22 protein-coding genes, 1 tRNA gene and 1 riboswitch are annotated in these 23,089 nt (G+C 62.4%); of the genes, 12 read left to right on the top strand and 11 right to left on the bottom strand.

Annotated elements, in window-relative coordinates; genetic code table 11:
* Positions 1 to 59: 59 nt before the first annotated feature.
* Both BH682_RS04730 and BH682_RS04735 read left to right on the top strand, forming a co-directional pair.
* The gene (locus BH682_RS04730) at positions 60 to 1,406 is read left to right on the top strand and encodes a lysine N(6)-hydroxylase/L-ornithine N(5)-oxygenase family protein (RefSeq protein ID WP_007734359.1); all 1,347 of its coding nucleotides are present in this window, start codon (positions 60 to 62) and stop codon (positions 1,404 to 1,406) included.
* The gene (locus BH682_RS04735) at positions 1,403 to 1,651 is read left to right on the top strand and encodes an MbtH family protein (protein WP_003945538.1); all 249 of its coding nucleotides are present in this window, start codon (positions 1,403 to 1,405) and stop codon (positions 1,649 to 1,651) included. The genes BH682_RS04730 and BH682_RS04735 overlap by 4 nt, the downstream gene beginning before the upstream one ends.
* Before the next feature lie 83 nt (positions 1,652 to 1,734).
* Here BH682_RS04735 and BH682_RS04740 read toward each other — a convergent pair whose 3' ends face one another.
* Positions 1,735 to 3,162: a threonine/serine ThrE exporter family protein gene (locus BH682_RS04740; RefSeq protein WP_007734361.1), complete on the bottom strand. Its 1,428-nt coding sequence runs from the start codon at positions 3,160 to 3,162 to the stop codon at positions 1,735 to 1,737.
* A gap of 122 nt (positions 3,163 to 3,284) precedes the next feature.
* On the opposite strand from BH682_RS04740, the gene BH682_RS04745 reads away from it, so the two are divergent.
* Positions 3,285 to 3,356: transfer RNA gene (locus tag BH682_RS04745), tRNA-Thr, on the top strand.
* A 70-nt stretch (positions 3,357 to 3,426) separates the two neighbouring features.
* Here BH682_RS04745 and BH682_RS04750 read toward each other — a convergent pair.
* The 6 genes from BH682_RS04750 to BH682_RS04770 form a co-directional block, all read right to left on the bottom strand.
* The gene (locus tag BH682_RS04750) at positions 3,427 to 4,224 is read right to left on the bottom strand and encodes a GAF and ANTAR domain-containing protein (RefSeq protein ID WP_075832244.1); all 798 of its coding nucleotides are present in this window, start codon (positions 4,222 to 4,224) and stop codon (positions 3,427 to 3,429) included.
* A 478-nt stretch (positions 4,225 to 4,702) separates the two neighbouring features.
* On the bottom strand, positions 4,703 to 5,518 hold the full coding sequence (locus BH682_RS04755) for a hypothetical protein (RefSeq protein ID WP_003945831.1): 816 nt from the start codon (positions 5,516 to 5,518) through the stop codon (positions 4,703 to 4,705).
* A gap of 47 nt (positions 5,519 to 5,565) precedes the next feature.
* Positions 5,566 to 5,880 carry a DMT family transporter gene (locus tag BH682_RS04760; protein ID WP_007734365.1) on the bottom strand — a complete coding sequence of 105 codons (315 nt, stop codon included), beginning with the start codon at positions 5,878 to 5,880 and terminating at the stop codon, positions 5,566 to 5,568.
* A 14-nt stretch (positions 5,881 to 5,894) separates the two neighbouring features.
* A riboswitch (guanidine-III (ykkC-III) riboswitch) is annotated at positions 5,895 to 5,960 on the bottom strand.
* Between the two features lie 43 nt (positions 5,961 to 6,003).
* Positions 6,004 to 6,777: a hypothetical protein gene (locus tag BH682_RS36635; RefSeq protein WP_223304388.1), complete on the bottom strand. Its 774-nt coding sequence runs from the start codon at positions 6,775 to 6,777 to the stop codon at positions 6,004 to 6,006.
* Positions 6,778 to 6,828: 51 nt separating this feature from the next.
* Positions 6,829 to 7,275 carry a hypothetical protein gene (locus tag BH682_RS36640; RefSeq protein WP_223304389.1) on the bottom strand — a complete coding sequence of 149 codons (447 nt, stop codon included), beginning with the start codon at positions 7,273 to 7,275 and terminating at the stop codon, positions 6,829 to 6,831.
* Complete coding sequence (locus tag BH682_RS04770) at positions 7,262 to 7,762, bottom strand: hypothetical protein (RefSeq protein WP_075832246.1); 501 nt, start codon at positions 7,760 to 7,762, stop codon at positions 7,262 to 7,264. The genes BH682_RS36640 and BH682_RS04770 overlap by 14 nt, the downstream gene beginning before the upstream one ends.
* 164 nt (positions 7,763 to 7,926) lie before the next feature.
* On the opposite strand from BH682_RS04770, the gene BH682_RS04775 reads away from it, so the two are divergent.
* Entirely contained in the window at positions 7,927 to 8,643 is a 717-nt protein-coding gene (locus BH682_RS04775) for a response regulator transcription factor (protein ID WP_007734368.1), read from the top strand.
* The gene (locus tag BH682_RS04780; RefSeq protein WP_003945873.1) at positions 8,640 to 10,091 is read left to right on the top strand and encodes a sensor histidine kinase; all 1,452 of its coding nucleotides are present in this window, start codon (positions 8,640 to 8,642) and stop codon (positions 10,089 to 10,091) included. The genes BH682_RS04775 and BH682_RS04780 overlap by 4 nt, the downstream gene beginning before the upstream one ends.
* 24 nt (positions 10,092 to 10,115) lie before the next feature.
* Here BH682_RS04780 and BH682_RS04785 read toward each other — a convergent pair whose 3' ends face one another.
* Both BH682_RS04785 and BH682_RS04790 read right to left on the bottom strand, forming a co-directional pair.
* Positions 10,116 to 11,426: an alanine racemase gene (locus BH682_RS04785; protein ID WP_075832248.1), complete on the bottom strand. Its 1,311-nt coding sequence runs from the start codon at positions 11,424 to 11,426 to the stop codon at positions 10,116 to 10,118.
* A 47-nt stretch (positions 11,427 to 11,473) separates the two neighbouring features.
* Positions 11,474 to 12,949, bottom strand: coding sequence for an amidohydrolase family protein (locus tag BH682_RS04790; RefSeq protein WP_058039182.1), 1,476 nt, complete (start codon positions 12,947 to 12,949; stop codon positions 11,474 to 11,476).
* 203 nt (positions 12,950 to 13,152) lie between these two features.
* Between BH682_RS04790 and BH682_RS04795 the strand changes: the two genes are divergently transcribed.
* From BH682_RS04795 to BH682_RS04825, 7 genes are all read left to right on the top strand, one after another.
* On the top strand, positions 13,153 to 13,998 hold the full coding sequence (locus BH682_RS04795; protein WP_007734371.1) for a M55 family metallopeptidase: 846 nt from the start codon (positions 13,153 to 13,155) through the stop codon (positions 13,996 to 13,998).
* Between the two features lie 208 nt (positions 13,999 to 14,206).
* A complete protein-coding gene (locus BH682_RS04800) occupies positions 14,207 to 15,487 on the top strand; it encodes an MFS transporter (protein WP_037132270.1) in 1,281 nt (426 codons plus the stop codon).
* A 14-nt stretch (positions 15,488 to 15,501) separates the two neighbouring features.
* Positions 15,502 to 16,359, top strand: a complete 858-nt coding sequence (locus BH682_RS04805) for a tryptophan 2,3-dioxygenase (RefSeq protein WP_003945883.1) — start codon at positions 15,502 to 15,504, stop codon at positions 16,357 to 16,359.
* 143 nt (positions 16,360 to 16,502) lie between these two features.
* On the top strand, positions 16,503 to 17,597 hold the full coding sequence (locus BH682_RS04810) for a M20 family metallopeptidase (RefSeq protein ID WP_075832250.1): 1,095 nt from the start codon (positions 16,503 to 16,505) through the stop codon (positions 17,595 to 17,597).
* A gap of 2 nt (positions 17,598 to 17,599) precedes the next feature.
* Positions 17,600 to 18,538 carry a GNAT family N-acetyltransferase gene (locus BH682_RS04815; protein ID WP_202426978.1) on the top strand — a complete coding sequence of 313 codons (939 nt, stop codon included), beginning with the start codon at positions 17,600 to 17,602 and terminating at the stop codon, positions 18,536 to 18,538.
* Positions 18,535 to 19,650 carry an o-succinylbenzoate synthase gene (menC, locus tag BH682_RS04820; RefSeq protein WP_075832252.1) on the top strand — a complete coding sequence of 372 codons (1,116 nt, stop codon included), beginning with the start codon at positions 18,535 to 18,537 and terminating at the stop codon, positions 19,648 to 19,650. Before BH682_RS04815 ends, menC begins: the two co-directional genes overlap by 4 nt.
* Positions 19,651 to 19,697: 47 nt before the next feature.
* Positions 19,698 to 21,317: a PucR family transcriptional regulator gene (locus BH682_RS04825; RefSeq protein WP_058039306.1), complete on the top strand. Its 1,620-nt coding sequence runs from the start codon at positions 19,698 to 19,700 to the stop codon at positions 21,315 to 21,317.
* A 71-nt stretch (positions 21,318 to 21,388) separates the two neighbouring features.
* Here the strand turns inward: BH682_RS04825 and BH682_RS04830 are convergent, their stop codons facing one another.
* Positions 21,389 to 22,285, bottom strand: coding sequence for a serine hydrolase (locus BH682_RS04830; protein WP_054188096.1), 897 nt, complete (start codon positions 22,283 to 22,285; stop codon positions 21,389 to 21,391).
* A 156-nt stretch (positions 22,286 to 22,441) separates the two neighbouring features.
* Positions 22,442 to 23,077, bottom strand: coding sequence for a ScbR family autoregulator-binding transcription factor (locus BH682_RS04835; RefSeq protein ID WP_064443148.1), 636 nt, complete (start codon positions 23,075 to 23,077; stop codon positions 22,442 to 22,444).
* Positions 23,078 to 23,089: the final 12 nt, after the last annotated feature.

Below are 23,089 nucleotides of genomic sequence, written 5' to 3' on the forward strand. Positions count from 1 at the left end.
CTTCGGGACATCGATTGGCGGCCGTACCAGGTCGTTCCGTCGGGGATGGACTACCTGTAATGAGTGAATCACCAAGAGACTCCAGCGCCGAACCTGCCATTGTCGACATCGTCGGCGTCGGGTTCGGTCCGGCCAACCTCGCGTTGGCCATTGCTGTCGAAGAACACAATGCAAATTGTGCGGCCGTTGATCGGGTGAACGCGCGGTTCTTCGAAAAGCAGTCTCAGTTCGCGTGGCATCCCGGGATGCTGCTCGACGGTGCCACCATGCAGATCGCGTTTCCGAAGGACCTGGTGACGTTCCGGAATCCACAGAGCGGATACAGCTTCTTCTCGTATCTGTTCGAGCAGGGTCGACTGGTCGACTTCGTCAACCACCAGACCTTCTTCCCCACGCGCCACGAATTCAACGACTACCTGTGCTGGGCAGCTCGACGAGTCGACGCGGACGTGCAGTTCGGTACAACCGTCGACGGGGTCGAGGGCATCAAGAACTCCGACGGCGTTGTCGATCGCTTTGCGGTTCGCACCGCCGACGGTGAAACGGTGATCGCGCGCAACATCGTTGTCGGAGCCGGACTGAAAGAGCGGATCCCGGAGTGGGCGACGCCTTCGTCGCGGTGCTTCCACAATCACCAGTTCCTCTTCCATCTCGAAGCAATGCCGGAGCCCGTACACAACCGGTTCGTCGTTCTCGGCGCCGGCCAGAGTGCCGCGGAGATCGTCGACTACCTGCACGCGAACTACCCGAACGCCGAAGTTCACAGTGTTTTTGCCCGCTACGGCTACAGCCCGGCAGACGACAGCCCGTACGCGAACCGCATCTTCGATCCCGAAGCCGTCGATCAGCTGCACGGTGCAGACGCCGCGGAACGACGCCGACTGCTCGATCTGCACCGCAGTACCAATTACTCGGTCGTCGACATCGAACTGATCAACAAGCTGTATGCCACCGAGTATCAGGAGATGGTTCGTGGGCCGCGGCGACTGTTCATGCGTCGGGCCTCGGAGATCACGAGTGCCGTGGAGACCGAATCCGGCATCGAACTGGCTGTCCGTAGCAATCTCGACGGCTTGACCGACACGCTGGCGTGCGACGCACTCATTCTGGCCACGGGTTTCACCCCGGCACCTCTGGACGATTTGTTGGGTGAACTCGTGCCGGATTCGTCCGTTCCGCGTAACGTCAGTCGGGATTATCGACTGGCTGTAACGGAGGACGTGACAGGCGGTATCTATCTGCAGGGTGGGACAGAACAGACTCACGGATTGACGTCGTCGCTGCTGTCGAACGTGGCAGTGCGGGCGGGGGAGATTCTGGCGTCGGTGCTGAGCCACCAGAACCGAACTGGTGCGCTTGCTAGTCTGGGCGCACAAGACACGTACGTAACGAGTGAGGCGAGATGAGCACTAACCCTTTCGATGACGAAGACGGCCGCTTCTACGTGCTGGTGAACGACGAGGACCAGCACTCGCTGTGGCCCACGTTTTCCGAGGTCCCCGCCGGCTGGCGAGTGGTGTTCGGTGAAGACAGCCGCAAGGCGTGCCTCGAATACGTCGAGGCCAACTGGACCGACATGCGTCCGAAGAGCCTGCGTGAGGCCATGGAAGCCGATCAGGCTGCCGGTGGAAAGCACGCAGTCGAGAGCTGATTCTCTCACCGCTCGGAACCCCCGAGTGAACAGAAAAGAGCTGGGCACCGTCAGGTGCCCAGCTCTTTCTGCTTGAACGACGCCTACTTCTCGGTGACGGGAACTCGACGCCTGCGCTTGCGGACCATCGGGCGACGTAGCGAGTCCACGCGCATCAGAATCCGTGGACGACGCAGCGTGCGCGCTCCCCATTCGCCGAGCGTGACGCCCGCGGCCAGGGCGCAGCCGATGCCGAAGGCCGACAGCAAGGCAGTCAATCCGATCAGTACCTGGTCGTTGAGCAGCGCGTACAGGCCTCGGTACAGCGACAGACCGGGGAGCAGCGGAGTGATGCCTGCGACCGCGACAACCAGCGGAGGCGTCAGTGCGCGGCGAGCCATCAGACCACCGGCAAGACCGACCACGGTTGCGGCGATTGCGGCGGCGATCACGGGACCGACGTCGAGTGTCTGCACGAAGATCGACACACCACTGCCTGCCGCACCGCCCAGGAACGCCGCGGTGAGTGCACGCCGCTCGGCGTAGCAGGCGAGCGCGTAGAACACCGACGCACACGCACCGGAGAGCATGAGGATCGGCAACTGCGTGATGGTGGAGACTTCCACATTGATCGGTGGAAGCGTCGAACCCAACATCCCGGTCATTCGCAACGAGATTGCGACGCCCGCGATGATGCCGCCCGTCATCATCACCACTTCGAAGAATCGCGCGACAGCTGTAATGGGTGCACCCATGATCGCGTCCTGGACCGAGCCCACCAACGACAGCCCGGACAGTAGAACGACCACTCCGGCCGCGATGACCAACGACGGCCGGATACTGATCCCCAGCTGGTCCTGAAATGTATAGAGCGTGGCGGCGGGCGCAGCCGCGATGAGACCACCGACAACCTGCTGGAAGAAGAACGGTAATCCGAACCGGTTCAGTACGCGGTTGACTCGATCGATGACCATCGTCGTCAGAAACGCGACTGTGGCAACGAGGAACCCGCCGCCGAGCAGGACGGAGACCGAAGCCGCCATCGCAGCCCAGGCCATGGTCGCGGTCCACCGGTTGTACGGGTGCGGCGCCGTCGTGATGGCTGTGAGCGCGTCGTGCGCTTGGTCCGGTGTGATCGCCTCACGGCGGATACGACGTGTCAGACGGTCGACGGCCGCCAGCCGCGTGAAGTCCATCGAGCGGTAGTGGACGATGCGCATCGTGCTCGCCGGCGGTCGCGTCGGGCCGCGATAGGCAGAGAGCACAATCGAGTTGTAAGTGACGTCGACGTCACACTGGGCAAGGCCGTACGTGGCGGCGATGAACTGCACCTGCTCAGCGGTGTCCATGGCCGCGGTTCCGGATGCGAGGAGGACTTCGCCCACCCGAACCGCGAGGTCCAGGACCTCTGCGACGACGGCGTCGTCTGTCAGGTCGATCGGTTGAAGCGGTGCGGGAGCCGACGTGACCGTGTCGACGGTGGCTTGCCGGTTTCCCGTCAGGCGTGTGAGTACTTCGGTGAATTTCGCCATCAGGGGGCGGAGTGGGAGTTGCGCATGGGGCCCACGCTATCTAACGTGACCCGCGCGCGGCCACCGTGACGGCTTGGATATGATGGCTCCGCAAAGTCAGTCGCGGCAACGCGTCGGTCTTCGCCTCCTTAGCTCAGTGGTAGAGCACTCGCCTTGTAAGCGAAAGGTCGTCGGTTCAATCCCGACAGGAGGCTCCGAAAGAGGAGGCACTCACCAATGTGGTGGGTGCCTCTGTATTTGCTGAGGTGCCGATAGGCGCCCGGTTCAGTTGGTCTCGGGCTTGTTCGTAGCCTGGCGCGGGTCGATCGCGCCGTCGATGTACTGCTGGGCGATCACTCGCAGTTTGACGTTGCTGCGCTGCGAGTCCTGGATGAGAATGCGGAAGGCTCGGTCGGCGTCGACGTGGTGGGTGCCCATGATGATGCCCTTGGCCTGTTCGATGACGCCTCGCGATTCGAGTGCTCGCTCGAGGTCCATTGCGTGCTTTCTGGCGATGTCGAGGCGCTGCGAGCTGTGCAGCGCGTAGGCCGAGGTCACGGCGAACAGTTGGAGCAATGCCACGTCGGCGCCGGTGAAACCTCGGAGGTCGTGGCTGTAGAGATTGAGGGTTCCGAGAGGGCGTTCCCGGCCAGGCAGTGGCATGGACAAGAAGCTGACGGCGCCGACTGCCTTTGCCGCGCTTGCGAATTGAGGCCACCGGCTGTGGGCTTCGCTGGCATGTGCGCGGACAACGGTTCCCGTGCGTGACGACGTCACACTCGGTCCGTAGTCCAGTCGGAATTGGATCGAGTCGACGGTGCGAACAAGTTGGTGGGTGGCGGCGACGGTTCGGAATGTCGTGTCCGAACCGCCGATGGTAATTCCGGCCATGTCGGCGTCGGCGATGAGATCGACGGCATGCCTGCAGACTTGTTCGAGAAATTGCTCGGCCTGGGCATGTGGATCGAGGTGCGCGTACAGCGATTGCAGGGCGTCCGAGGCGGCGTCCAGGCTGTTCTGTGACGCGGAATTTCGGCCCCCGGTGGGGCCGCGGTGTCCTCTGGCGATGCGCGGCGCCGTCATTGTCTCAACCACCCTTCCCCATCACGTCGCAGGCATGTCCGATTCGTCTCATTGTTGCACCGGACTAACTGTTGTGCACTCTGTTTCGGTGGACAAGTGTCTGATGGGGCGGACGGTTATGTGAAGTGGTCTGCGTATGCCCAATCGTGATGTTTGATTCGGCCGTTAGCGGGTACCGCGCCGATCTTGGAATTATGTTGTCCTGCAACAGTTAACGTGGAAACTGCGACCGGGGTACAAGTTTTCTCCGCAATGGCGCGCAGGTCACGAACTTGGCCTATTGTCAGCGCCAGCGCACAATCTTGTACGCGTAACCCGTAGACAGTGAAGGGGATACGACGATGAACGGACTGATCGCGGCTCTGAACAGTGGAATGACCGTTGGCTTGGCCAACACGATCCTGACTTTCGGCGGAATCATCATCAACCTCAACATCGTGATCAACAACTGACCGCGTAATCGGCGAGTAACCGTTTGTTATGCCGATTCGATCGGAAGGTCCGGCCCTGGGCGGTCGCTCTTGCTCTTGAGCCACCGATTGGGAAGTTTGCCGGCAAGTTCTCCGAGTGGACCGACTGCAGCGCTGAGGATTCCGACGGTTTCCTGAAGGACCTCGATGCTCGCGCTCATCCGCTCGAGGTTGGGGGCGAGGGAAGTCAAGGTGTCGGACAGTGCAACGATCTGGTCAAGCGGGCCGCCTTCGGCGATGAGCCGTTCGAAGGCGCCGTTCTCTGCCAGGAGTGTTTCGAGGATGCCGTTCTCGGCCAGTGCGCGATCGATGACACCGTCCTTGGCAGTCAGGCGTTCGACGGCACCGTCTTGCGCTGTCAGGCGTTCAAGCGGACCGTCCTCCGCCATCATTCGGTCGAGGAGACCGTCCGGCGCGAGCAAGCGTTCCAATGCGCCGTTCTCGGCGAGCACCCTATCCAGCGGTCCGCCGGGGGCAAGAAGTCTTTCGAGTGGTCCGCCGGGAGCGAGTAGTCGTTCGAGAGTGCCGTCGGGTGCAGTCAGTTTGTCGACCGGACCGCCGGGGGAGAGAAGTCGATCGAGTGGCCCACCGGGGGCCAAGGCCTGCCCGATGGGCCGATCGTCAGCGGTGAGTGATGACAACTGCTGGATCATCTGCATGGGTCCGCGGGGGCTTGCCAAGCCGGCAGCACCCGCCGTCACCGCGCCGGTATTGCCGACGGCGATACGAACTGTCGTGACCGTCAGCTCGGCGATTCCCAAACTGATCTCTGCGGCTGCAATGCCCGCGCGTAGGGGAAGCGTGAGCATCTCCAGCAGTTTCATGCGTTAACTGTAACCGGTAACACACAAACACTCACCAGGATCGCCGGTCAGTGAAGGACCTTCAGACCGACGACACAGCCGACGATGCCCAGGATCAGCAGTATCTTGACGATCGACGTGGACTCCGCGCCGGTGATCATCGCATATCCCACGGTCAGGGCGGCGCCGATGCCGACCCAGATCGCGTAGGAAGTCCCGATGGGAAGGGTACGCATTGCATACGCGAGGCCGGCCATACTGACGATCAGGCCGAGGACGAAGACGATGGTGGGCGACATCTTGCTGAATCCGTCGGACTTACCGAGTGCGGTAGCCCAGACAGCTTCGAAAAGTCCGGAAATGACGAGCACGATCCATGCCATGGTGAACAACTCCCAAGGCACCGTCTTTTCGCTGGCCGGGTACGGTGCGCTCGTCCGGATGTCGTCGTTGACCACCCAACCATAGCAACAGAATTCTGCGTTCCGACCCGATCAGCTGGCGATTTAGGTCACCACCGCCGTTCGAACTCTCTTCAGATGGATGGTCGACACGGACACCACGATCGTCGCCGTCGCAGCGAGAACAGTCAGAGGAATCGGCGTGTTCACGGCGGCCGGTCCGTGTTCGACGAGCACACCGGTAGACCACCCGAATTCCCGCGAGCCCGGGTCCAAGAAGGTCGGTGAAACCGAGAACAACGTGAAAGCGACGGGCAGCATCGCCCCGCTCGAGACTGCTTCGACGGCAACAGGCATGCATGACGTGACGGCCAGTCCCAGCGCAAGCGGGAGGATGAGGACGTAGGCAACCGTGGTCGGGGCGGCATCCAGCAATCCCGAGAGTGCAGTCACGGCAAGGAGTCCCAGCCCGAGTTGCGGCATCGGTCTTCTCCAGCCGACGACGACGCCCAACGCCAGGGCAGCAGCTCCCGCGGGCATCGCCCAGGTCCAGTCGGATGGAAAGGAAATCGAGCTGACCGAAACCGCGCTGACTGCCAGTCCGACGAGTACGAAACGACCGTCGTGTGGCGGCAACCGCCAAGCCAGTGCGACGGTAACGGCAACCGCCAATACCACCGCGATCACCCATGACCCAGGTGATGTCGTCGAGCCCAACCACACATAGAGAGCCGTGAATACCAGGGGCAGAACAACTCCCAGCTTCACCAGGCGTGCGTCGATGTCGCCCGGCTCCTGATTCGGTCGTGCGAGTGCGGCGACTCCACCCACGAGAAGAGTTGCGGCGAGCAGAATCCAGACGGGAACCGTGGACGGCACGGGGTAGGAATCGCCCGGAAGTGTGAGCGACCACCTGGGGACGCGATCGCGTCATAAGTCCGCTGCGCCGAAGTACAGGGTCGTCGTGGTTACGCCGAGTCCGAGAGCGGTTTGTGCTCCGCGGTGCCCCTTCGTCGGAAATGCCGCTGCCGCGAGGAAAGCGCCTGCTCCGATTGCGTTCAGAGTCACCGAAATCTGGGCGGAGACGGGGACGAATGCAGGTAGCGCGATGGCGAGGGCGCCGACTACAGCGAAGACACTCGCGAGACCGCCACGTCCCCAGCGATGCAGTAGCGCTACGCCGACGGCCGCAACCACAGCGGCAGTTGCTCCCGCCCACTGCGGCGTGATCACCACCGAGATAACGCCGGCGTCGGAGAAGGAGAAGTCGTCAACTCGGGACTCGGCCACTGCGTACGCGGCTACCACACCGCCGACCAGCGCGGACGCCACAGGACCGTAGAGCTGAGCGATTTGAACTGGGCTACGTTGCTGCATAATTCGTCGAATTTTTGCACAACCCGCCGATACGACTGATCGTCACATCGCCGTGCGGATCCATCCACACCGGTTCCCCGTCTCGAAGTCGAGGAACCAGCAGATGGCGTCCTCGACTCGGCCACTGAACGAAGTCGTAGCCGGCCAAATTTGTCTGAACTGCGTCGGCGACCCACACCGCAGCGTCCGCGAATGCAGTCTCCATCGACAGTGCGTTGAAGTAGCTGAATCCGCTGATGTCACGTGTGCCTTGCCAGCCGATCGTGACGTTGTAGTCGCTGTTGATCGAAAATTCCCAGATCAAACGGTCGACAACAACTTCAGGTCCGAATCGCAGGCAACGCAGATCTTGGGCAACACCTGCGAGGGCCTGTGCCCAAGACTCCGGTGGCGCGAAGCCGGGATCCTCGCCGGTATCGGAGTTGTTGGTGAACAGAGGAATACGCCAGGTCAAGCACTCCATGTTCCACAGTGGGGGTAGTGACATGCCGCATCCTTCCGGTTCGTGGGCCTGCACCCCAGCTTTTCAGCTGCACCCGGCTTTTCACCTGCACCTGGCTTTTCACCTGTACTCAGTCCATCACATGCACTCGGCCGTTCACAGGAAGCTCCCAGGGAACATACAGCGGGAATCCAGTGGCAGGGGAGAAGATGGTTCTCGTGACCGACAAGACCCCCGAAGCCCGCATCCTCGTTGTCGACGACGAACCCACCATCGTGGAGTTGCTCTCCGTGAGCCTCCGATTCCAGGGTTTCGAGGTGGCAACTGCTTCGAGCGGCGCCCAAGGCCTGGACGTCGCACGGACATTCCGTCCCGACGCGATCGTTCTCGACGTCATGATGCCCGGGATGGACGGCTTCGGTCTGCTTCGACGCCTGCGCGCCGACGGTGTGGACGCGCCCGTCCTGTTTCTGACGGCGAAGGATTCGCTCGACGACAAGATCAGCGGCCTGACCCTCGGCGCGGACGACTACGTGACCAAGCCGTTCAGCCTCGAAGAAGTCGTGACGCGGTTGCGGGTCATCCTGCGCCGCGCCGGTCGCGGGGTCGCGCCGGAGCAGTCGCCGCGGGTGAAGTTCGCCGACATCGAACTCGACGACGACACCCGCGAGGTCTGGAAGAAGGGCGAGTTGGTTGCACTCTCGCCCACCGAGTTCACACTGCTCCGATACTTCATGGTCAACGCCGGGACGGTTCTCAGCAAACCGCGGATTCTCGACCACGTCTGGAATTACGACTTCGGTGGGGAGGTCGGAGTTGTCGAGTCCTACGTTTCCTACCTGCGGCGCAAGGTGGACACGGGGGAGACACCGCTGATTCACACACTGCGTGGGGTCGGCTACGTGATGCGTGAACCGCGGCAATGATCGCCGCCGCGGAAAACGATCAGCTTCCGAAGCGGGGTCGTTTCCGTCTCCATTCACTGCCGCTGCGCTTCACCCTGGTTGCGGCCTTGCTGGTGTTGGCCGCGCTGGGTCTGTTGGCGTCGGGTGTAGCGGTCACTTCTGCTCTCGAGAATTCACTGACCCAGCGAACCGACAAAACGCTGTACGAAGCGGTCGACGGTTGGGCAAAGCCGCACAGTAGAGACCTGCAGCCGCCCAGTGACGTCGGCCCGGGCACCCGCCCACCCAGCCCCTTCTTCGTTCGGACCGTGACCCCGGACGGACGGGTGATCATCCTGAACGACAAGTCGACGACGACCGAACCCGACCTGTCGAAAGATTCCACCAACGGCCCGATCACCGTCGGATCGAGCGACGGTTCGGACGTGAACTGGCGGGTTCTCACGACGGTCCGCGACGGCACGACCACGACTATCGGTGTGCGACTGACGGATAACGAGCAGACCGTCGACGACTTGGTCGGCCTGCAACTCGGCATCGGCCTCGTTGTCCTGCTGATCCTCGGCGGCGCAGCGTATTTCGTGGTTCGTCGGAGCCTCCGTCCGCTTGTCGAGGTGGAGGAAACTGCCGCTGCCATTGCCGCCGGCGACCTTCATCGACGTGTTCCGGAGCGCGATGACCGCACCGAGGTCGGTCGACTGTCCGTGGCGCTCAACGGAATGCTCGCGCAGATTCAGCACGCATTTGCCGCGACCGAGGCTTCGGAGGAATCGGCCCGGCGTTCCGAGGAGAAGATGCGTAGGTTTGTCGGCGACGCGAGCCACGAGTTGCGCACACCCTTGACGACTATTCGTGGGTTCGCCGAGTTGTATCGCCAAGGCGCCATGACTGATACGGAAACGCTGATGAACCGGATCGAGGGCGAGGCGTCGAGGATGGGACTTCTGGTCGAAGATCTGCTCATGCTGGCAAGACTCGACGAACAGCGTCCACTCGAGAACAAGCCTGTGGATCTGCTTGCAGTTGCGGCGGATTCGGTACAGGCGGCACGAGCGATCGCACCGGATCGAACTGTCGAACTTCAGATGACCGGCGGCCCAGGCCTGCCCGAAGTGCATGGTGACGAGGCCAGGCTGCGTCAGGTAGTCGCCAATCTGGTGGGCAACGCGATCAAACACACGCCGCCGGATGCGCAGGTCACCGTTCGTGTCGGTACGACCGAGAACTCCGCGGTGGTCGAGGTTTCGGATACCGGTCAGGGTTTGAGTGACGAGGATGCCGCGCGGATCTTCGAGCGTTTCTACCGCGCCGACACCTCTCGCACCCGTGAGACCGGGGGCGCCGGTCTCGGCCTGTCCATCGTTTCGGCTTTGGTTGCAGCGCACGACGGAACCGTCAGCGTCGAGACCTCCCTCGGGCAGGGGACGACGTTCCGCGTCGAATTGCCGCGTGACCCGAAGGACGACTGACGCCGGATTACCGCAACCGGCCCCTCAGAAGTAGGTGTGCACCGTGCCGACGACGCGGTAATCCGAATCGACCTCGGGAATCAGTGACCACTTGTCGAATGTGGTGCAGGGATGCGAGATTCCGCAACCGAGCAGATCGCCGACCTTCACGTCGAAGTCAGCCGGAACGTCGACGTACGCGTGCTGGTCGTTGAGTGCGGTGATCGTCAGCTCTCGCGCTGATCGGTTGGATCCGTCGCGTCGGCGCCACAGGACTATGGGAAAGCCTGCGTCGGAACCGGCATCGCGGCGGCCGAAGCCCAGGATCACCCGTCCGGGTTCAGGTATGGAGAGCACTACGCCCCAGACCTCTGCGGCTCCCTGCAGAGTTCGCGGACCGTCAGCCCACGGCGAAGTTTCGGCATAGAGACCGTGATCATGGGTGATATAGCAACCGCTGCGCAGCACGATGCGTACACCGTTGTCGAGTGCCCACCGTCCGGCCAGTTCGCGCACAACGAGATCGTGAAACGCACTGCCGCCGAAAGTGACCAGTGGCTGGGGAGCCTTCGCGGAGTTGTTCTCGAACAGGTTCTCGGCCACACAGATTTCCGTGAAAACCCGCGCGGATTTGAGATACGAATCGACGGAGATACGGCGGGCTGCTACCGAGGCTCCGGGCATCATGCCCTCGAACCCCTCGACTCCGGTGAGTATCAACGAAGGTGCCTGCGATGCTGCGCGTGCGACGTCGAGTGCTTGCTCGACAGTGCGAGCGCCCGCGCGTCCGCTGTCGTAGCCGAGTTCGACGAGAACCCGGATACGGCTGGCCGGTGAGACTTTCGCGATCAACTGTTCCATCAGGCGGACGCTCTCGACCGAGTCCACGAGGGTGGTGACGAAGAAATCGGGGTCGGTGGCCTGGGCGTCGCAGATCCACCGAATACCGGCGGGATCGAGAACCTGGCTGGCGATGATGATGGTGTCCACACCGAACTCACGCAGAATGCGTGCCTGCGCAACGGTTGCCGCCGTCATCGCCCAAGCCCCGGCGTCGAGTTGCCGTCGAACCAGTTCGGGGCTCATCGTGGTCTTCGCGTGAGGCGCCAGATCCACATCGTGGTCGGAGCAGAACTGCGCCATGAGGTCGACATTGTGCGCGATCGCTGCACGGTTGAGTGTCATCACGGGTAGCAGGAGGTTGCCGTCGAGTGCCGAGATCCCCAGCGGCTCGAGGTCGGAACCGTCGCGACCTTCGAGGTCGGTGCCGAAGGCCTTGTGCTGCCAACCGATCGGGGGGTTCGCGAAATCCGTCATGGCATCGATTGTGCCGTTGATTGCAGACGATGTGTTCATGTGTGGTGACTTTCTGTCAGAACTATGCAGGTCAGAATGAGATCCGGCTACGAGCGGCGTACCGGGCGACCAGGCAACGCGTCCTGGACCACGACACCGTCTTCGACGACGGGTACTCCGCCGACCAGCACGCGGCTGATACCGGTGGAGGGGCGGGTGCCGTCGATGTACGTGGCGTTGTCGGTGATTCGCTCGGGGTCGAAAACGAGGATGTCCGCGTCGCTACCGGGGCTGATCCGGCCTTTCGTCGCCATCGAGGGAACCGACTCCTCCAGAATCTGCGCAGGGATCAACGAGCAGCGCGCGATGATCTCCGACAGCGACAGCAGCCGACGCTCGCGGTACAGCGTACGAATCGCACGTGCATAGGTGCCTGCGCCGCGGGGGTGGCCGAGTGCCTTCTCCGGCAGTGGCCACTGCAATGAGTCGGCAGGCGAACGGCCGGGCCAGGTCAGTGGCATCGCGTCGCTCGCGATGGCGGCGCGATCGAAAGTCATCGCCCGTTCGAGGAATTCGCGCTGCACGGTGTCGTTCTCGTCGAGGAACTCCACCAGCACCAGTCCACCGGGGTCGGTGGCCCGAAGATGTTCCAGCTGCTTGCGGTCCGCGATACGTTCACCGGTGGGTACGAATGTCAGCGACCGTGGTGTCAGATTCATCAGGTGCAGCTTGTCGGGATCGAGAAATGCAGCTCCGACGGCCGTCGACCCGGAACCGTACGGATACGCCTCCGTCGTGACGCGCGATCCGGCTGCCTGAACCTGTGCCACCACCGACAGCGCGTGGTCGACGTGCATTCCCGAGGTGCTGTTGACGTGGCAGTAGTGCATGTGTGCGCCGGTTTCGGCTGCTGCACGGGCGATTTCGACGGCACCATCCACCGGGCTCGACGGATCGGCCGAGATGAGAGGGCGCGCATGGGTATAGGTGGGAACACCGGCTCGCGCCGCGAGATCCGCCACCTGTAGGTACTCCACCGGATCGGATTTCGGCGCGTACCCGACCACCACGCCGATGCCGAGAGCGCCTGCGGCCAGATCGTTTTCGAGGAGTTCGAGAATGTGGGCGCGCTGAGAGGCGGTGGGCTCGCCCTGCCAGCTCGGGGAACCGAGATGGTGCAGGAGCGTTCTGATGTCGCCGTCGGGATCGGCCCCTGAGAGTTCGATCATTCGGGCGTGCGCCCACGACGTCGCGTAGCCGTAGTTGATCGGGCGGCCCTCGGCGCCGGCCCGGGCATATGCCTTTGCAACAGGAATGACGCCGGCTTCCAGTTCGAGGGCCGTCGTGACTCCGTCCAATGCCTGAAGTCGCTGCTCGGCGATTTCCTGTCCGTGGCTGTGCAGGTCGATGAATCCGGGGCAGATGACCTGACCGGTCACGTCGATCGTCTGCCGGGCTTCGATCGCGTCGCGACCCCACGCCGAGACCTTGCCGTCGGTGATCGCGATGCCCCGAACCTCGTCGGTCCCCGATGCGGGATCGACGACACGGCCGCCGGTGAACACGATGTCGTGGACCTGCATCAGCGCTGCACTCCTGTCGTTGGTCGAACCGCCTGGCCCGGCGAATGTCCCGATGGTTTCACGGCTCGGGTATCGGATTCTGGTGTGAACGTCCCAAATGGAGGCCGACTCACCGTTCGAGCGGACAAGAAACGGATGCGCTCGAGTGTGAAGGTGAAAGCGAAGTTATCAATTCAGCCGATTGAGATCGATGGAGGACAGGAATGCACGTCTATATTTCGGTGGACATGGAGGGTATCGCGGGTATCGCGACGCTCGATCAGACGATCCGCGGCGGTGGCGGCTACCACCGTGCGCAGATGCTCATGACCGCCGAGACCAATGCCGCGATCGCCGGTGCGTTCGACGCCGGTGCGACGAGCGTCCTGGTCAACGACAGCCACGGAACGATGGACAATCTGCTTCACGCCGACCTGGATCCACGGGCGCGTCTGATCTTTGGAACACCGAAGATGCAGTGCATGGCGGAGGGACTGACGTCCGATCACGACGTCGCGCTGTTTGTCGGCTATCACGCACCCGCCGGTGGGCCCGGCGTCCTGGCGCACACGTTCTCGAGCTTGTTCGCCGACGTCCGCCTCGACGGCAAGTCCGTCTCGGAGACCGACGTCAACACCCTCTACGCTGCCACCCAGGGCGTTCCCGTCGGCCTGGTGACGGGTGACGACATCATCTGCGGCTTGGTCGACGCGGCCTCGCCGACAACCGAGACCGTCGAGGTCAAGAAGGCACATGGATGGTCGGCAACCAATTCGCTGCCGCCGTCGCTGGCGTGCGAGCAGATCCGAGCAGGAGCCGAGCGCGCAGTGCGTAAGGCCGACACACTGAAGCCGGTCGAGCTGCGTGACGAATGGACCCTCGAGATCGTTCACCCCACCACCACGGGAGCTGAACTCGCCGAGGCTGTTCCCGGCTCGCGACGGATTTCGGATCGTACGATTTCGCACACACTCGGCAGCGTCGACGACATTCTCGGTCTGATCACTGTCAATGCCCGGCTTGCAGCCGCAGGCGTCTCGACGATCGTGGCAGTCGCCAATCGCACGTAGTGAAGTAGCGACTCCATCGCGAAATGCCGCCGACGCCGTGTGCGCCGGCGGCATTTGTCATCTCTTGGGGCAGAACATGTTCCGACCGACCAATCGTTGCTTCGGCTATTGGTGAAACGGACCAATGCGGTAGACGTGTTCGCTGTCACACTTCATCAGTCTTTTCAATGTTCCAGTCCATGCGGCACAGGACAATTCGGGAGGCTTGATGAAGGCGGAACGCGTCACAGTGGAAGGACCGTCGCGGGCGAGCGACGGTCCGGTTCGAAATATGATGGACAACAGGTCGATTCGTCGTACGACCACCGTTACGGTGGGGCTGCTCAGTACCATCTGGTTGATCGACATGGTGGATCGCGTCATGATCGGGCTTGCGCTTCCGATGATCGGCGACGAATTCTCGCTCAGCAGTACGCAGTTGGGTGGCGTGGTCTCGGTATTCGCGATCTTCTACATGCTCGGGCAGGTCCCCGGCGGAATGTTGGCCGACCGCTTCGGACCCAGGCCCCTGTTGATCGTTGCTTTGATCCTGTGGTCGGTGTTCACAGCGTTGACAGGGTTCGCGTGGGGTCTCGTCTCGCTGATGGTCATGCGTGCGATGTTCGGCATCAGCCAGGGGCTCTTTCCAGCGGCGTCGTTCAAGGCTTTGGCTGAGCGGACCCGTCCGAAAACCAGAGCGACCGCGATGGGTTTCATGCTCGGCGCCAACAACCTCGGCCCCGGCATCGCACCGCTGATCATCGCGCCGGTCCTCATGGCCGTGGGGTGGCGTGACGCGTTCTGGCTGGTGGCGATCGTCGGCGCAGTGATCGGCACGGTGGTGTGGTTGGTGCTGCCCGCACCGCTGGACACGGAAATCTCGGAAGATCCCGAGGCAGCCTTGCAACCTCTGGCGAGCGAGCACTCTCGCGCCGCGGTGTTCAAGTCCGCGTCGGTGTGGAAGTTCGCGATTCTGTTCTGCCTGGCCAACATGTCCGCGTACGGGCTGATGACCTGGGTGCCGAGTTATCTGCTCAACGACAAGGGACTCTCGCTGATCGACACGGGAATCTTTGCCGCAATCCCCTTCATCGTCACGGCGCTGGCCACGATTGTGGGCGGGCGGTTGGTGGACAAGTACTTCCACGACCGGGCCAGGATCCTTCTGGTTCCGTGTATGGCCACGTCGGCAGTCCTTTTGTTCCTGATGACCACCGCTGACACCGTCGCGATGTTCACGTTCTACGAGACGTTGGCTCTAGGCATCAGCGGTCTGTGTTCGATGTCGATCTTCGCGATGCCGTTGCGGGCACTTCCGGCCGAATTCCTCGGTTCCGGAATGGGTTTGATCAACGGTTGTGGTCAGTTCGCCGGTTTCATCACCCCGCTCGTGATGGGATGGATGGTGGACCAGTTCTCGTACATGGCTGCATTCGGAGTCCTGGTCGGAGCGACGAGCGCTGCCGCATTGGTGGCCATGATCGTTCCTCAGACCCCGGCGAAATTCTGACAAGGAGACCGAAGATGTCGGCAACGGACGGCACACGAAAGATCGAAGACGACGTCGTCACCGATTTTTCCGGGAAGATGAGTTACGGGGCCTACCTCGGACTCGACACCCTCCTGGATTCGCAGCACCCGGTGAGCGAGCCGGAACACCACGACGAACTCTTGTTCATCATTCAGCACCAGACCAGCGAGTTGTGGCTCAAGCTGTTTCTCCACGAGATACGGGCGGCCAGAGCAGCGATCGCTGCCGACGACATTCGGGTCGCGTTCAAGCGGATCGCACGTGTCAAACACATTCAGGCCACCTTGACCGAGCAGTGGTCGGTGCTGGCGACACTGACGCCGGCGGAGTATGCGGAGTTCAGGGGCGTTCTCGGCAACTCATCGGGGTTCCAGTCGTACCAGTACCGCGCCGTGGAATTCGTGCTCGGAAACAAGAACGCGGGCATGCTGAAGGTGTTCGAATCGGATCCGTCCGCCCATCGATTGTTGGAGACCCTGCTCGGGGAGCCGACACTGTACGACGAGTTCTGGCGGTACCTGTCCAGGCAGGGGTACGACGTTCCGGCGTCGGCTCTCGAACGAGACGTCAGCGCGCCCTACGTGCGAAACGACGAACTGATTCCGCTGGTCAAAGCAATCTACGAGAACGTCGAACAGCACTGGACGGCGTACGAAGCGTTCGAGGAGTTGGTCGACCTCGAGGAGAGCTTTCAGCTGTGGCGGTTCCGGCACCTTCGGACGGTGCTGCGGGTGATCGGCATGAAGAAGGGGACCGGCGGTTCGAGTGGTGGTGCCGGCTTCCTGCAACGTGCGCTGGAGTTGAGCTTCTTTCCCGAGCTGTTTGCCGCCCGAACAGAGATCGGTACCTGACACACCTGCTTGATGACACCCAGCTGTTCGTGACACACGACGAATCCGAGCCCGAAGGACAGGAGTCTTGGACAAGATCCGACAGGGTCGCTTCGACCAAGCTTGACTGCGAAGTTGCAAGTCGGTGACAGGAGAGCGTCGGAGTGGACAAGAAATCAATGGTGGCAGACCTGGCGGCGTTGGTAACCGCCGAGTCGCCTAGTTCCGATCTCGGCGCAGTCGATGCATGTGCGGACGTGGTGGCCGACATCGGCGAACGCCACCTCGGAAGCACCCCCGAACGTATCCGCATCGACGGGCGCCAGCACTTGCGTTGGTCGTTCGGCGCGGAGCCGAAGGTGATGCTCCTGGGCCATTTCGACACCGTCTGGCCGCTCGGAACGCTCGCGGAGTTGCCCTGGTCTGTCACCGACAACATCGCCACCGGACCCGGAGTCTTCGACATGAAGGCCGGCATCGTCCAGCTCTTCCACGCGCTCGCATCGCTTCCGTCGCTCGACGGGGTGGTCGTGCTCCTCAATTCCGACGAGGAAATCGGCTCCCCGACCTCGCGCGCACTGATCGAGGAGCAAGCACGTCAGGTCGACGCGGTGCTGGTCCTCGAAGCCGCAGCCGAAGGGGCAGTGAAGACAGCGCGCAAGGGTATGTCGCTGTACTGCGTCGACATCGAGGGACGCGCTGCACACGCCGGACTGGAACCGGAACGAGGTGTGAACGCCGTAGTGGAGCTCGCACACCAGATTCAGGCCGTGGTGGAGCTCGCGGACCCGGTGGCGGGAACGTCGGTGGTTCCGTCCGTGATCAGTGGCGGCACGACCACCAATACTGTTGCAGCGCAAGCGCAACTGTGGTGTGACGTTCGCATGTGGTCGGCGAAGGAACAGGAACGCATCGACCGTTCGATCCGTGCACTGACACCGGCGCTGGCCGAAAGTCGAATTTCGGTGTCCGGAGGCCCCAACCGTGGACCACTGGAATCAGTGTCTTCGGAGAAGCTGTACTTTCTCGCTCACCAGGTCAGCAGTGAGAGCGGTTTGGGGATGCTGCGCGACTGCGCCGTCGGCGGTGCATCGGACGGAAATTTCACTGCCGCAGTAGGAACTCCCACGTTGGACGGCCTCGGTGCCGTCGGCGGTGGCGCCCACGCAGCGACAGAACACGTAGAGATAGATCAGATGATCCCGCGCGCCACCTTGTTGGCCGGTCTGGTGACTCGAATCCTGGAGGGAGGACTGTGACTATGACGTCGCCGAACAATGTCCAACGCAAGACCGTTCAACCATTCGGAGGTGTATCGCCTTCACGGATGCGGCAAGCAATCAGCCAGGCCGAGCAGGCCGCCCTGCTTGCATGTGTGACTATCGAAACCGTCACCGGGCATGCCGAGTTGGAACAGGTATTCGGTCTGTTCGAGAAGGTATGGCAGCCGGAGAGCGGTAACCCTCCCGTCCATCGGGACATGATGAAAGCGCTCGCACACTCCGGTAACTACGTCGCCGGCGCGTTTCGTGGCGGGGATCTGATCGGCGGCTCGGTTGCATTCTTCGAGGAACCGCAACATCGTTCTTTGCATTCACACATCACGGGGATCCTCCCGAACGTGCAGAACGGGCACATCGGCCTCGCGTTGAAACTGTTCCAGCGAGCGTGGGCACTGGAACGGGGAATTCTCCACGTGCGGTGGACTTTCGACCCGCTCGTCGCACGCAATGCCTACTTCAACGTCTCGAAACTCGGTGCGTTCCCGATCCAGTATCTGCCGCGTTTCTACGCGCCGATGAACGACAGTCTCAACGGCGGCGCAGACAGCGACCGATTGCTGATCGACTGGGAAATCGGTAGTAGCAAGGTTGCCGACGTCGTCGCCGGTTCGGGAGAAGTCCCGACTCCCGAGTCCTTGGGGGCGAGCGAACTGCTGTCCGTCTCCGAAGCCGGCCTGCCCGTGTTGAAGTCGACCAAGAATCGATTCGTCACGGTGGCTACACCGAATGACGTGTACACACTGCGTAAGTCGGACCCGACGGCAGCGAACGACTGGCGCCTGGCAGTCCGCGAGACTCTCGGTGGTGTGCTCGCCGAGAACGGAGTGGTTCTCGCAGTTACCAGAACCGGAAAGTACGTGCTGGACCGTGCGCCGGGAACACAGGCAGGCAGGACAACAGCGGAGGTTACATCGTGAAGATCGAAGGAGTTGAATTACGCCGGGCGGCAATGCCGTTGAAAGCGCCGTTCCGTACCTCGTTCGGCACCGCGACCACCAAGGACGTGTTGTTCGTCAAAGTCGTCACCTCGGAGTCGGAGGGCTGGGGCGAGTGCGTGGCGATGTCCGAGCCTCGCTACTGCTCCGAATACACGGACGGCGCCGCCGAAGTCCTTCGTAAGTTCCTGATTCCGTCTCTGGGTGAACTCACCGATCCCGACGTGCACGCACTGAGCGCGACGATGGAACAGTTCGCCGGGCACCCCATGGCCAAAGCGGCATTGGAAACCGCATTTCTCGACGCCGAGTTACGGGCTGCCGGGACGAGCATGTCTTCGTACCTGGGTGCAGTAGTCGATCGCGTACCCGCGGGTGTCTCGGTGGGTATCAAGAATTCGATCGATGAGCTGCTAGAGGAGGTAGGCGGGTTCCTCGATGCCGGATACCTGCGCATCAAACTGAAGATCGAACCGGGCTGGGACATCGAGGCGGTTCGCGCAGTCCGCGAGAGGTTCGGCGACGACGTACTCCTCCAGGTCGACGCGAACACCGCGTACACCCTGGCTGACGCCCGCCATCTCCAGCGGCTCGACGACTTCGACCTCCTGCTGATCGAGCAGCCGCTTCCCGAAGAGGAACTGCGCGGCCACGCCAGGCTGGCCGAGATGATGCGGACGCCGGTCTGCCTCGACGAGTCGATCACCTCCGCGAAGGTCACCGCCGACGCGCTGGCAATCGGTGCGTGCAGCGTGGTGAACATCAAACCGGGACGTGTGGGCGGTTATCTGGAATCGCGTCGTATCCACGACGTCTGCAAGGCCAACGGAATTGCCGTGTGGTGCGGCGGAATGCTCGAGACCGGAATCGGCAGGGCCGCCAACGTCGCGCTTGCCGCGCTCCCCGGATTTGTCCTACCAGGCGATACATCGGCTTCCGACCGGTACTTCGCCGAAGACATCACCGAGCCGTTCGTACTCGACAACGGTTACGTGAAGGTTCCGGAAGGACCGGGCATCGGCGTCGAACCGATCCCCGACCTGCTCGAAGCAATTACCACGTCGGTCGAATGGATCGGCATGGATCGGCTTTGACGAATCACTATGACACACTTCGTTCACCGGACGAAGGAGTGATAGACGTGGGCACCGTACGACCTCGCATCAGTTTGGTGCGGCTTCTCGAAGACGTGGGAACTACGGTGCTGAATCCGGTTGTCGGCGACCCGGAGGCGGTCCAGGAGATCGCCTCGGTGGTCATTCACGACCCCGACGACGACTCACCCTCGACACCGGACTCCATGGTGCTGCTCGTCGGCGTCACCGGAGGCGAACGTATCGCGGAGTCCGTGGCCGGCCTGGCCGAGCGCGGAGTACGCGTGGTGGTCGCGCGAGTGACCGCCGAGGTCAGCGATGCGGACCGCGAATCCGTCATCGCCTCGGGCGTCGTGCTGTTGGCCTTGGCGCGAGGAGTCTCGTGGGTTCAGCTGACAAGCCTGCTTCATTCGGTGCTCTCGGCCCGAAACGAAGTCGGGCACATCCACTCACGCGGAGGCGGCCCGGCCGGCGATCTGTTCGCCTTCGCCAACGCTGTCAGCGCACTTCTCGATGCGCCGATCACGATCGAGGACCGCAGCTCACGGGTCATCGCCTTCTCCGGCCGCCAGGAAGAAGGAGACGGTCCACGTATCGCGACCGTTCTGGAGCGGCAAGTTCCTGACCAGTACATTCGAGTGCTCGAAGAGGCCGGGGTCTTCGACCGGCTCTATCGCAGCGACGATCCGGTGTGGGTCTCGGCCGAGACCCTCGGTACCAAAATGGGTCGTATCGCCGTGTCCATCAGAGCCGGCGACGAGTTCCTCGGCTCCATGTGGGTGGCAACCGGTGAGCCGATGTCCGACGACCGGATGCGTGCTCTGCGCGATTCAGCCGGGTTGATCGCGCTGCAGATGTTGCGGTTGCGCGGCGGTGCCGACGCCGAGCGCCGACTGCGCGCAGACCTGATCGCAACCCTTCTCGACGGTGGGTCAGGTGCGGTCGACGCGATGAATCGCCTCGGTCTCGGGACCGGCCCCGCACTCGTGATGGCTTTGGGTCGTAGGTCTTTCGAGGGATCGTCGAAGCCGGACGATGCCGCCCACGTGGTGCGACTGACCGACGCTCTGGCCATGCACCTCGGCGCCGTCCACTCGCAGTCGGCGGCAGCCTTGGTCAACGGAACCGGCTACGCGGTGCTGTCTGTACGAGGGCATTCCCCGGCCGAAGCCGAGTTGCAGGCGTTCCGTGTGGCCTCGGACTTCCTGGACCGCACCGGAGCGTCCGGCGACACGATCATCGGGATCGGCCGGGTCGTGACCAGACCGGCGCAGCTGAGCCGATCGAAGCGCGACGCCGAACATGCCCTCGAAGTGTTGTTGGCGGGACGAGCGTCGGGCAGCGTCGCCACCTTCAGTAGCGTCCACGTCGATGCCATCCTGTTGGAGATCGCGTCGGAAGCTGCAGCCGAAGGGTTCTCGGACCTCGGACCGATCGAGGCGATCGCCAGCCACGACGCCGCTCATGCGACCTCGTTCGTGGACACTCTCGATGCGTGGCTCAACGCGTTCGGTGATGTCGGTGACGCCGCGGCGTCATTGCACGTGCACCCCAACACCTTTCGGTATCGCCTCAGCAAGTTGAAGGGTATGGCCGCGTTGGATCTCGACGACCCCAACGTCCGCTTCCGGTTGATGGTGCATCTTCGTCTGCGCGGTCCACGCTAGCTCGAAAGCCGAAAAATGCGGGTCGCACTGATTTCTCAGCGCGACCCGCATTCTTTGTCAGTGGGTTCGGATCAGCTGTTGTTGCGAAGTGCTTCGACAGCGATGCGGCCGACGGTTCCGATGGAGGCGTCGATCTTCGGGGCGCGGTGGGTGAGCTCGTGGGACTTGGTGAAGACACCGACGGCGTAACGCTTGCCGTCCGGGTACGCCACGACGCCGGCTTCGTTTCGTACCAGTCCCAGCGTTCCGGTCTTGGCGGCGACAGTGACCTCGTCGGGGAAACCGGACGAAAGGCGGTGCGGCCAGACCTGCTTGCTCATGATGGTTCGGACCTCTTCACAAGCCGATGCGGGGCCGGCTTCGTCCCTCCAGATTGCAGCCAGCAACATTGTGATCTCACGAGGAGTACTGGAATTGGAGCGGGCGGGATCCATGACGGAAATTGTCCGAAGAATTTCGATGGGGGGCATTTCCAGCAAGGTGCCCTTGTCGACGCCGAGGTCGTCGTAGACCGTCTTGAAGAGGCCTCGGCAGTCACGGACCAAGTTGGTCTTCTCCAAACCGAGCCCGCGCAGCGTTGCGACGATGTTGTCGAGTCCGAGACGTTCGTACAAGAAATCCGTGGCGGCGTTGTCGCTGAAGCTCATCATGAGCAGAGCGAGGTCTCGCCAGCTTGCAGTCACGTCGTCGGCGCAGCCGCCGATACCGATGCCGCCGGAGCGGAACTCGGAGGTCACCGTGGCGTGCTCGGTCGGATCAAGGGTGCCTGCCGCTACTTCACGGGCGTACTGAAGCACAACAGGAATCTTGAAAACGGAGGCGAGGATGACACCTTCGTCCGCGCCGTAGCCGAACTCTTCGCCGGAATCGATGTCGCGTGCGTGGACGTAGGCATCGGTCTTCGCTTCGGCGAGTACAGCAGCGATCTCCTGCTGTGCGCTCTCAACGTACGTGGCGGTTTCGGTCATTCGAGAAGCCCTTTCGTCGGTATCCATGTATCTGGGTTATTCGTGGATCTGACGATAGTGAGTCGACGACGGGGGGTCTTGTACGAATCGACGAAGGTTGGCGCACGGTTCGGTGCTGATGCGCCGAATCATCCGGGCGTCGGGGTGTTCTCCGGATCAGGACACATAAGTTTCGAGGCGACATCCGACCAGTTCGGCGACGGCGCTGCGTCGCTTGTCGGAGACCACGCCTGCCAACAGGAGGGCGAACAATTCGTCGATACGGTCGTTCAAATCGCTTCGTCTGGTGAGCACGTTCGAAACCAGTTGAACGCCGGTGAATGCCGAGATCACCACGCGACCCACCGATTCCGGCTCCACATCGTCGCGGATGTCGCCTTCGAGCTTCGCGGCCTCGGCCAGTTTTCGAAGCTCGCGGATCCACGCGACGTACGGGCCTTGCGAACCGTCGGCAGAGGCCAACTCGAGGGTAAGTCGGATTCCCGCACGAACAATAGGTTCTGCGACGAGTTGGCGGCCCATCTCGTGGCACACCATGACGAGCTGTTCCAGTGCCGGTGCGCCTGTGGCTGCAACTGCGGTGAAGGCACTGATCGAGATCTGGTGCTGTTCTTCGATCACCGCCTGAGCCAGTTCGTCTTTGGACGAGAAGTGAAAATAGACCGCGCCCTTGGTCATCTGCGCCGCGGACACGATGTCATTCATGCTCGTGCTGCCGTACCCCGTGACTTCGAACCGATCAGCAGCACCTTGAAGAATCTGTCGGCGACTGATCTTGGCACGTTCCTGCATTGCTCCCTTGTC

Origin of the sequence: Rhodococcus sp. YL-1 (genome assembly GCF_001942025.1) — a bacterium.
Lineage (GTDB): Bacteria > Actinomycetota > Actinomycetes > Mycobacteriales > Mycobacteriaceae > Rhodococcus_F > Rhodococcus_F qingshengii.